Source organism: Frankia sp. CcWB2 (assembly GCF_977927585.1).
In genome coordinates this window covers 3,508-11,456 of record NZ_CDWRCM010000134.1, presented here as the reverse complement: position 1 = coordinate 11,456, position 7,949 = coordinate 3,508, and the positions used below count along the sequence as shown (strand labels likewise).

8 protein-coding genes and 1 pseudogene are annotated in these 7,949 nt (G+C 70.9%); 3 read left to right on the top strand and 6 right to left on the bottom strand.

All coding sequences use genetic code 11. The annotated features are described in order from the left end of the window. The coding region (locus ACY45C_RS14535) for a hypothetical protein (protein WP_462188141.1) at nucleotides 1–209 on the bottom strand (209 nt) is incomplete at its 3' end. 304 nt (nucleotides 210–513) lie between these two features. Here ACY45C_RS14535 and ACY45C_RS14530 point away from each other — a divergent pair. After that, nucleotides 514–984, top strand: coding sequence for a response regulator transcription factor (locus ACY45C_RS14530; RefSeq protein WP_462188140.1), 471 nt, complete (start codon nucleotides 514–516; stop codon nucleotides 982–984). Nucleotides 985–1,077: 93 nt separating this feature from the next. Here ACY45C_RS14530 and ACY45C_RS14525 read toward each other — a convergent pair. The 4 genes and pseudogenes from ACY45C_RS14525 to ACY45C_RS14510 form a co-directional block, all read right to left on the bottom strand. Further along, nucleotides 1,078–1,476, bottom strand: a pseudogene (locus ACY45C_RS14525) (FCD domain-containing protein); the annotation flags it as partial. Nucleotides 1,477–1,488: 12 nt separating this feature from the next. Next, entirely contained in the window at nucleotides 1,489–1,818 is a 330-nt protein-coding gene (locus ACY45C_RS14520; protein ID WP_462188139.1) for a GntR family transcriptional regulator, read from the bottom strand. A 159-nt stretch (nucleotides 1,819–1,977) separates the two neighbouring features. After that, entirely contained in the window at nucleotides 1,978–3,324 is a 1,347-nt protein-coding gene (locus ACY45C_RS14515; protein ID WP_462188138.1) for an NtaA/DmoA family FMN-dependent monooxygenase, read from the bottom strand. A gap of 54 nt (nucleotides 3,325–3,378) precedes the next feature. Next, nucleotides 3,379–4,572: an LLM class flavin-dependent oxidoreductase gene (locus tag ACY45C_RS14510; RefSeq protein WP_462188137.1), complete on the bottom strand. Its 1,194-nt coding sequence runs from the start codon at nucleotides 4,570–4,572 to the stop codon at nucleotides 3,379–3,381. 421 nt (nucleotides 4,573–4,993) lie between these two features. Here ACY45C_RS14510 and ACY45C_RS14505 point away from each other — a divergent pair, with 421 nt between their 5' ends. Beyond that, complete coding sequence (locus ACY45C_RS14505) at nucleotides 4,994–5,683, top strand: class I SAM-dependent methyltransferase (RefSeq protein ID WP_462188136.1); 690 nt, start codon at nucleotides 4,994–4,996, stop codon at nucleotides 5,681–5,683. 50 nt (nucleotides 5,684–5,733) lie between these two features. On the opposite strand, the gene ACY45C_RS14500 is transcribed toward ACY45C_RS14505, so the two are convergent. Next, nucleotides 5,734–6,666, bottom strand: coding sequence for an N-acetylmuramoyl-L-alanine amidase (locus tag ACY45C_RS14500; RefSeq protein WP_462188135.1), 933 nt, complete (start codon nucleotides 6,664–6,666; stop codon nucleotides 5,734–5,736). Between the two features lie 662 nt (nucleotides 6,667–7,328). Between ACY45C_RS14500 and ACY45C_RS14495 the strand changes: the two genes are divergently transcribed. Then, nucleotides 7,329–7,790, top strand: coding sequence for a ChaB family protein (locus ACY45C_RS14495; protein WP_462188134.1), 462 nt, complete (start codon nucleotides 7,329–7,331; stop codon nucleotides 7,788–7,790). The last annotated feature ends 159 nt before the right edge of the window (nucleotides 7,791–7,949 follow it).

The window sequence follows — 7,949 nt, the reverse complement described above, 5'->3', positions numbered from 1 at the left end:
CCCCTCAAACCGAGGGGTACTTTGGTGCGGCGACGTGGCATGACGCCCCCGAAGGAGCCCCTTTCGGGGTAGCATTCAAGACTACCCTCGGGCCTTCCGGCCGGGGGGAGCAGTATGTTCTTGGCATGGGAGCGACACCATTGACGACCGGCCGGAGCAAGGAGATAGGGGACGTAATGAAGTAACAAATACGTGATCGAGAGCATCATCACAGGTCACAGGCCTGTGGAGGGTTCGAAACGCGCAAGTTATTTCATTTCGACTCCATAACCTTTTCGATGTAGCCGGCAGCGGGCATCCGACGAAGACGGACGGCCAGCCTGGAGCGGAGCCGACGTGGCAGTGTGCCCACTTCACCCGCGACCGGATCATGGAAGGCATCACACAAAGGTGGTGTACGGCTGATCCCGGGACCGACCGCCCCTTCATGAATACACCGGTACGCGCCTGGTTGTCCGGGGGCGCCCATCCGGAGGTAGCTGGGTTATCGACGTGGATAGGGAGAGGAGCATAATGGGCCCAGTGGCATCGGATTCGATCCCGATGCAGGTGCGCCTGCATCGGACGATGACCCCTGCCGGCTTTGACCGCGCACCGGGACCATTCGTCGCCGATGGACAGCCGCCCGACTCTCGCACGCAGCGGGAGCGGGTCCGCCTGGCCCAGATCGAGTTGCTGGAGCTGAGCGCCCAGATGACGGCCCCCCATCTCCGGCGGCAGATCCTGCACATCTACTCCCTGCTGCGCAACGAACCGGTCGTCACGCCCGGCCCGCCGAAGCCGCCGCCCTTCCGCCTCACCCTGCGGGAGATGGAGGTGCTGACCCTCGTGGCCACTGGCTGCTCCAACGTCGAGGCGGCGGAGCACCTCACGATCCGCGCCGAGACCGTGAAGACCTACATGCGCAGCATCATGCGCAAGATGGGGGTCCGTAACCGTACGGCAGCCGTGCACGCCGCCCGGCAGAGCGGCCTGCTGGACTGAGCGGCCCGCTGGACCGAGGCGGCGCCGTAGCCCCCCAGCGAGACGACGCGCGGACCGTGACCAGGCGGCGGCATGGACCCGGCCCCGGACGGCTCACCAGCCGAGGAGATCCTCCGGCTGGTCGCGGAGGTAGCGGGCCATCGCGTCCCCGTGCTCACGGCACAGTGCGGCGGCGGTGTCGGCATCGCCGTCCCCCACCGCCTCGGCGATCCACCGGCACTGCTCCCAGGCCAGGGCGACGCTGGCGGGGTCGGGCAGGAACGGCCGCGAGGCCGGGTACTGCGACAGCGAGCCGAGCACGTCCTCGAAGAGCTGAAGGGTGGGGCTGCGGGCGATCTCGGCGAGCAGCACGCCCCACTGCGCCCGGGTCCGGGCATGGTCGCGGGCATCCCCACCGGCGGTGCCGTCAACGGCGGCGTTGACGGCACCGCCGACGGCGCTGTCGACGAAGGTCAGCAGCCGACCCCGCTCGGCCGGATCCGGATTGAGCGCGGCGAGCCGGGCTCATTCGGTGGTGATGAGGGCGTGGGTCGCGCTGAGGTCGGCGAACGAGGCCCGACGGGTGCGCAGGAAGACCGACGCCATGTGGGCGACCCCGGCCGCGTCCGGCCGCTGCCCGTACAGACCGCCGTGATGACCCCGGCGGACGGTGAGGATCCCCTCGGCCTGCAACAGCCGCACCGCCTGACGCAGCGACGGCCGGCTAACGCCGAGCCGGGCCAGCAGCTCGTTCTCCTGGCCGAGGTACAGGTCGCCGTCCTGCCGGCTGAGAATCTCCTCCCGCAGAACATGAGCGACCGCCGTCGCCGTGTTCACCGCGGCCACCCGTTCCATGCGTCCCTCCTCCCGAGCGTGACGCCTCCCGAGCATGACGCGAGCAACATCATACTTTCAGGTACCTGTGAGTTTCAGGTACCGAAGACAACACCGCCGGCGAGGAGTTCGAGACGGCGGGCCGGGCGGGCCGGGCGGGCAGCCCGACCGGGCAGCCCGTTACCCGAGCGGAGCGAGGCCGAGGTGCTCGCGCAGCGTCGTCCCCGAGTAGTCGGTGCGGAATACGCCGCGCTCCTGAAGCAGCGGCACGACCGTGTCGGCGAACTCATCCAGCCCGCCCGGGGTGATGTGCGGGACGAGGATGAACCCGTCGCTGGCGTCCTCCTGGACGAACTTGTTGATCGTCTCGGCTACAGTAGCGGCCGAACCGATGAACGACTGCCGTCCGGTGACCTCGATGACCACCTCGCGCAGCGAGAGCTTCTTCGCCTCGCCGAGCTCGCGCCACTGCCGGACGGTCGCCTGCCGGTCGTCGAACATCCGCACGCTGGCCCGGCCCTTCGAGATGGTGTTCTCCCCCGGTACCGGGTCGACCTCGGGCACCGGGCCGTCCGGGTCGTAGCCGGAGAGGTCGCGGTTCCAGAGCTGCTCGGCGAACAGGATCGCCGTCGCCCCGCTGACCTGCTGGCGCCGGATCACGCCGGCCCGTTCCCGCGCCTCGGCGTCGGTGTCGCCGAGGACGAAGGTCACCGCCGGCAGGACCACCAGTTGCTCGGGTCTGCGGCCGTGGCGGGCCAGGCGGCCCTTGATGTCGGCGTAGAAGGCCTGGCCCGCGTCGAACGTGCTGTGCCGACTGAAGATCGCGTCGGCGGACGAGGCGGCGAACTCGCGGCCGGCTCCCGAGTCGCCGGCCTGGAAGATGACCGGCCGGCCCTGCGGGCCGCGCGGCACGTTGAAGTGGCCGCTGATGTCGAAGAACGCGTCGTGCAGGTCGAACGCGCCCGGCCGCGGCGTCCGCAGGAAGACCCCGGACTCCTTGTCGGCCACGATCTCGTCGCCGTGCCAGGAGTCGAACAGCTCCCACGCCGTGCGCAGGAACCGCTCGGCGCGGGCGTAACGGTCCTCCTCCCGTAGGTAGCCACCGCGGCGGAAGTTCTCCCCCGTGAACGCGTCCCACGACGTGACCACATTCCACGCGGCCCGACCGGCGGAGAGATGGTCGAGGCTGGCGAACTGCCGGGCGACCTCGTAGGGCTCGTTGAATGTGGAATTGATGGTGCCGGCCAGCCCCAGCCGTTCGGTCACCGCGGCGAGCGCCGCGAGCACGGTGAAGGTATCCGGCCGGCCGACGACGTCGAGATCGTGGATGCGCCCGTTCTGCTCACGCAGGCGCAGCCCCTCGGCCAGGAAGAAGAAGTCGAACTTCGCCCGCTCCGCGGTCCGGGCCAGATGGGCGAAGGAGCTGAACTCGATCTGGCTGCCCGCCTGCGGATCACTCCACACCGTCGTGTTGTTCACTCCGGGAAAGTGCGCAGCCAGGTGGATCTGCTTGATCGGCCTGCTCATCGGGGGTCCTCCGGAATCCTGCGTGACGTCCGCCGCCGAGAGTCGGATCAACGATCAGACGGTGGCGTAACGGTTGGCGGGTCGCGGCAGGCCGAGGTGGCCGCGCAGAGTGGTGGCCTGGTGGGCGGTGCGGAAGGCGCCACGGTGGTGGAGTTCACCGACGAGCCCGCGGGTGATGGCTTCGAGGTCGTGGGGAAGGGCGGCCGGGCGTAGTCGGAACCCGGTCAGCCCGGTGGATCGCCAGTCGAGGAGAAGGTCGGCGAGGTCGCCGGGGGTACCGGCGAAGATCAGCGCGTCGGAGGTGTAGGGCTCACCGGCACGGGCATCGAGACGACCGCGCCGTTCGGCGGCCTGCTCCGCGGAGGCGTCGAGGAGAACGACGAGATCGGCGAAGACGTGCAGGGTGTCGTCGGCGCGTCCGGCCGCGGCCTGTTCGGCGCGGATCTCGCCGACGATCGCCCGGGCGTCGGCGGCGGTGTGCGGGGTGATGTAGGCGACGTCGGCGGCGCGGGCGGCGAGCCGGTAGGAAATGGTGCTGTGGCCCAGGGCGGTGACCAGCGGCTGGCCCTGGGGCGGACGGGGGACGATGGAGGGCCCGCGGACGGAGAACCAGCGGCCTTCGAAGTCGATGTAGTGCAGTTTGTCGCGGTCGATGAACCGTCCGGTGGCGGTGTCGCGGATCTCGGCGTCGTCTTCCCAGCTGTCCCACAGCCGGCGTAGGACCTCGGCGTAGTCGGCGGCCTCGTCGAACAGGTCGCTGATGACCGCCTGGGCCTGGGGGGTCTGGTAGTCGGCGATGGTGGGGAGGTCGCGTCGGCCGAGGTGGGGAGTTTCGCCGGGGCGCAGGGCCTGGACGCACACCCCGGCGCGGCCAGTGCTGGTGTAGTCCAGGGTGGCGATGGCCTTGGAGATGTGGAACGGCTCGGTGTGGGTGGTGGTGACTGCGGGGACGAGGCCGATGTGGCTGGTCAGGGGGGCGACCCGGGCGGCGGTCAGGACGGCGTCCAGGCGGCCGCGGACCTGGTCGGTACGCCCGTCGGGGCCGTCGAGACGGGAGGTCTGCAGGGCGAGGGAGTCCTCGATGGTGACGAAGTCGACCAGCCCGCGTTCGACTTCCAGGACGAGGGCGGTCCAGTAGCGGGCGGTGAACAGCTCGGCCGGGCGGGCATCGGGCTCCCGCCAGGCCGCCGGATGCCACCCGGCTCCGTCCAGAGCGACGGCGAGACACAGCTCCGCGAGGGCGGTCATCGGGTCGGATCCAACATGCGGCGCATCGGGATCTCCTCAGACGGTGGGTGGCCGGGCGGTGGGTGGCCGGGCGACGGACGGTGGACGGCGTCGGGCGCTGCCTCACCGCACCGAGATCGGCGCCGGAAGCGATGGTGCGCGGGTGGTGGCGCTGAGGGCGCGCCCGGAACTCCGGCCACGAAGGTGCCGGGGACGCGCCCGATCGGGGGACAGCGCGGGGCCGTCAGCGACAGCGGCTGGTCTCAGCGCGCCCGTAGTCGATGCAGCGGCGGCACGTCAGCAATGGAGATGTGCGCACACTTTTCACTCTGAGTAGGTGAACGTTGCCGCGTCAAGAAGGAGGTGGGAATGTGACGTGCGATACGTCAGGCCCGCGCGGGAAGTTCGGGTGCGCAGCCGGGCCCGACCGTATGATTGTCCAATGGATGAGATAGTAATCTCATATTCCGAGACGCCGGGCTGGGATCCCGAGACCTACGACGGGGAGCGCCGCCGGCTCGTCCCCTCCTTCGACCTGCTGTACGGATCGGTCGGCGACCTGGTGGCGCGCCAGGGTGGCGCCCGACCAGCGGTGCTCGACCTCGGCGCGGGCACCGGTCTGCTGGCCGCCGCGGTCGCCGCGGCCGTCCCCGACGTCCGGTTGCACCTGTTCGACGGCGCCGCGCCGATGCTGGCCAAGGCCCGGGCGCGGCTGTCCGCCGGCTCGATCGAGGCCGTCACCGTCGCGGACCTCGCCTCCGCCCTGCCGACCGGCCCGTTCGACGCGGTCGTCTCGGCGCTGGCCATCCACCACCTCGATGACCCCGGCAAGCGCGACCTGTTCCGCCGGGTGCGCGACGTCCTGTGGCCGGATGGGCTGTTCGTCAACCTCGAGCAGGTCAACGGCCCGACTGCCGCCCTGACCCGGCAGTACGAGGACATGCACGAACGGCAGGCTCGGGCGGCGGGTTCAGACGACGCCGAGTGGCAGGCCGCGTTGCGGCGGATGTCCTTCGATCGGTGCGCGCCGCTCGCCGACCAGCTCGACTGGCTGGCCGACGCCGGATTCGCGCCGGTCGACTGCGTCGCCAAGCACGGCAGGTTCGCGGTCTATGCCGGCTGGCGCCCCTGAGCCCGTCCACAGCCCACCCCGTCACCCGGCGGGGCACCAGCCGGTGAGCCTCACATCAGCTGCCGGGCGACGTCCGTCCGCACACCTGCCAGGGCGGTGTAGGCCGCGCCGCCCGGACATTCGGTGGCCATCCAGTCGCGGTGCCCGCTAACGGCCGGGACGGTACGACGCCTGCCACTCACCGGATGGACGTAGTGGACGGTGCCGAGCGGGTCGAGATGATGCGCTCCGGTCAACGCGAGCAGCACCAGGACGAGCGTGCGACGGGCGGCGGCGGTGGGGGTGCGCGTCCGCAGGTCACCGAGCAGCGCGACGCCGACGTTGCCGGCGTTGAAGTCCGCCACGTGCGCACCCGTCACCACGTAGCCGTCCTCCCGGTGGCCGGGAACGCTCTCCGTTCCCGACCACCGGCCCTCGTAGAGCGTGCCTGCCTCGTCGATGAGGAGGTGGTACCCGATGTCCGACCATCCCCGCTCGACCGTGTGGAAGTGGTAGATCGCCCGCACGGTGGCGGCGGGGTTCGGATCGTCGTTGGGCGTCACCGTGTGATGAACCGTGACAACCTGGCCCGGGTGGTACGTCGGTTTCCAACCGCTGCCGGGTGAGGGGGACAGCCGCAGCGACTCGTCCGCGCCCCACGCGGCCCGGGGCAGGTAGCGCAGGTCGAGCGTCGCCGGCAGCCGGACGGGGGCGACCGGGGCGGCGGCGACGATCTGGGCGCGGCGAAGAGCCCCGGCGACCGGGCGGCGCGCGAAGCCGAGATCGCGGAAAGGGCGGCGTAGGCGGACACAATGGGTGCCGTTAACCGCTGCAACGGCCCCGACGTCGTGTTCAGGGCGGTGGACGTCACGGACGTCGCGCCGGGTGGCAACCACAGTTCGTAGCCGGTCGCGCGGTGCGCGGCGACCAGCACGGCGGCGCTCCTCCCCCCGGCCGGCGGGTCGTCCCGATCCACCGGACAGCCGACCGCCAGCGGCCGCCATGCGTCGAACCCACCCCCCGGCTGGCGCAGCCGGATCTCGGCGCCCCGAGAAGCGGCACCGCCGGCACCGGCGGTCCCGGCGGTCCCCGTGCCGGCACCCCCGGGACCGGCCCGGCCATCCGCCGCGCGATCCTTCCCGTCACGAGTCCATCGGACGGCCACGTAACCGATGTCGAAATCCGACGTCGCGGGCCCCACTCCCCTCGTCACGGCGGCCAGGGTCCGGGGCACGAGCACGACACGCGTCCCCGGCGCCGAGAGGGCCCGCGCTTCCGCACCGGGTCGGACCCCTGCGGCCGGTGGCCCGGCCGGGCCAGCGGACGCGCTGCTCGGCGCGGCGTCGAGCAGCGTCTCCGCCCATCCACCCAGACCGGCACCGGCGAGACCGAGAATTCCGCGCCGGGACAGACCGGGCTCACGGCGACGCCGGCGAAACGGGTCAGCGGCATGGGGCATGAGGCGTCCTTCGGGTCGTCATGGTCGAGACATTGGCACGCTACGGTAGTCGATGCCTCACCCTGTGCATCAAGGCGCCAAGAGATCCACCACGAGCCACGAGCTACCCGGCGGCAACGGGGACGGGGAATACGTCCCGGCGTCACGGGAAGGTCCATAAGCATCCGTTCGGGAGGACCTGAGCATCCGTTCGGGAGGAGGAGTGCCATGGTCGGGAAGAAGCCGCAGACCGACAAAACCGACAAGAAGGCGCAGGCCGACGAGATGCGGGACGATGTTCCGTCCACCATCGCCCGCTCCGACGATCAGGCCATCCGCACCTGGAAGAAGACCCACGACTCGGCGGTGGAGACCTACGGTGAGGGTGCGCGTGCCCACCGTGCGGCCTTTGCCGCCCTCAAGCACACCCACGAGAAGGTGGGGGACCGTTGGCGGCCGAAGGGTCGGCCCGGTCCCTCCGACGAGCAGGCCGCCACGCCGACGCCCGCCTCCCGGCACAGCGGGCCGACCGCCGAGGGCGTGGACGCGAACGCCTCGCTGACGCACCTGCGCGCGCTCGCCCGCGAGCTCGGCATCCCCGGCCGATCGACGATGTCGAGGGACGATCTCGTCGAGGCGATCAAGAAGGCCAACCGCAGGCGGACCGCGCAGGCCCGCAGCGGCGCGTAGGAGCCGTCCGCTCCTGGGAATACCGACCAGGACCAAGATTGGCGTTTACTACCTATGAGCTTTCGACGCGGATGCCGTCGAGTGCGAAACCCCGGATACCCATCATGGCCGGTAAGGGCCCACCGTCCGCGCGCCGCCGCGGGCGCAGGTAGTAGTGCC

Coding starts and splice junctions, on each gene's coding strand:
- ACY45C_RS14510 (WP_462188137.1), bottom strand. CDS start 4,572: ATGACCGCCCTCGCGGAGCTGTGTCTCGCCGTCGCTCTGGACGGAGCC.
- ACY45C_RS14495 (WP_462188134.1), top strand. CDS start 7,329: ATGGTCGGGAAGAAGCCGCAGACCGACAAAACCGACAAGAAGGCGCAG.
- ACY45C_RS14515 (WP_462188138.1), bottom strand. CDS start 3,324: ATGAGCAGGCCGATCAAGCAGATCCACCTGGCTGCGCACTTTCCCGGA.
- ACY45C_RS14520 (WP_462188139.1), bottom strand. CDS start 1,818: ATGGAACGGGTGGCCGCGGTGAACACGGCGACGGCGGTCGCTCATGTT.
- ACY45C_RS14530 (WP_462188140.1), top strand. CDS start 514: ATGGGCCCAGTGGCATCGGATTCGATCCCGATGCAGGTGCGCCTGCAT.
- ACY45C_RS14500 (WP_462188135.1), bottom strand. CDS start 6,666: ATGGCGGCCGCTGGCGGTCGGCTGTCCGGTGGATCGGGACGACCCGCC.
- ACY45C_RS14505 (WP_462188136.1), top strand. CDS start 4,994: ATGGATGAGATAGTAATCTCATATTCCGAGACGCCGGGCTGGGATCCC.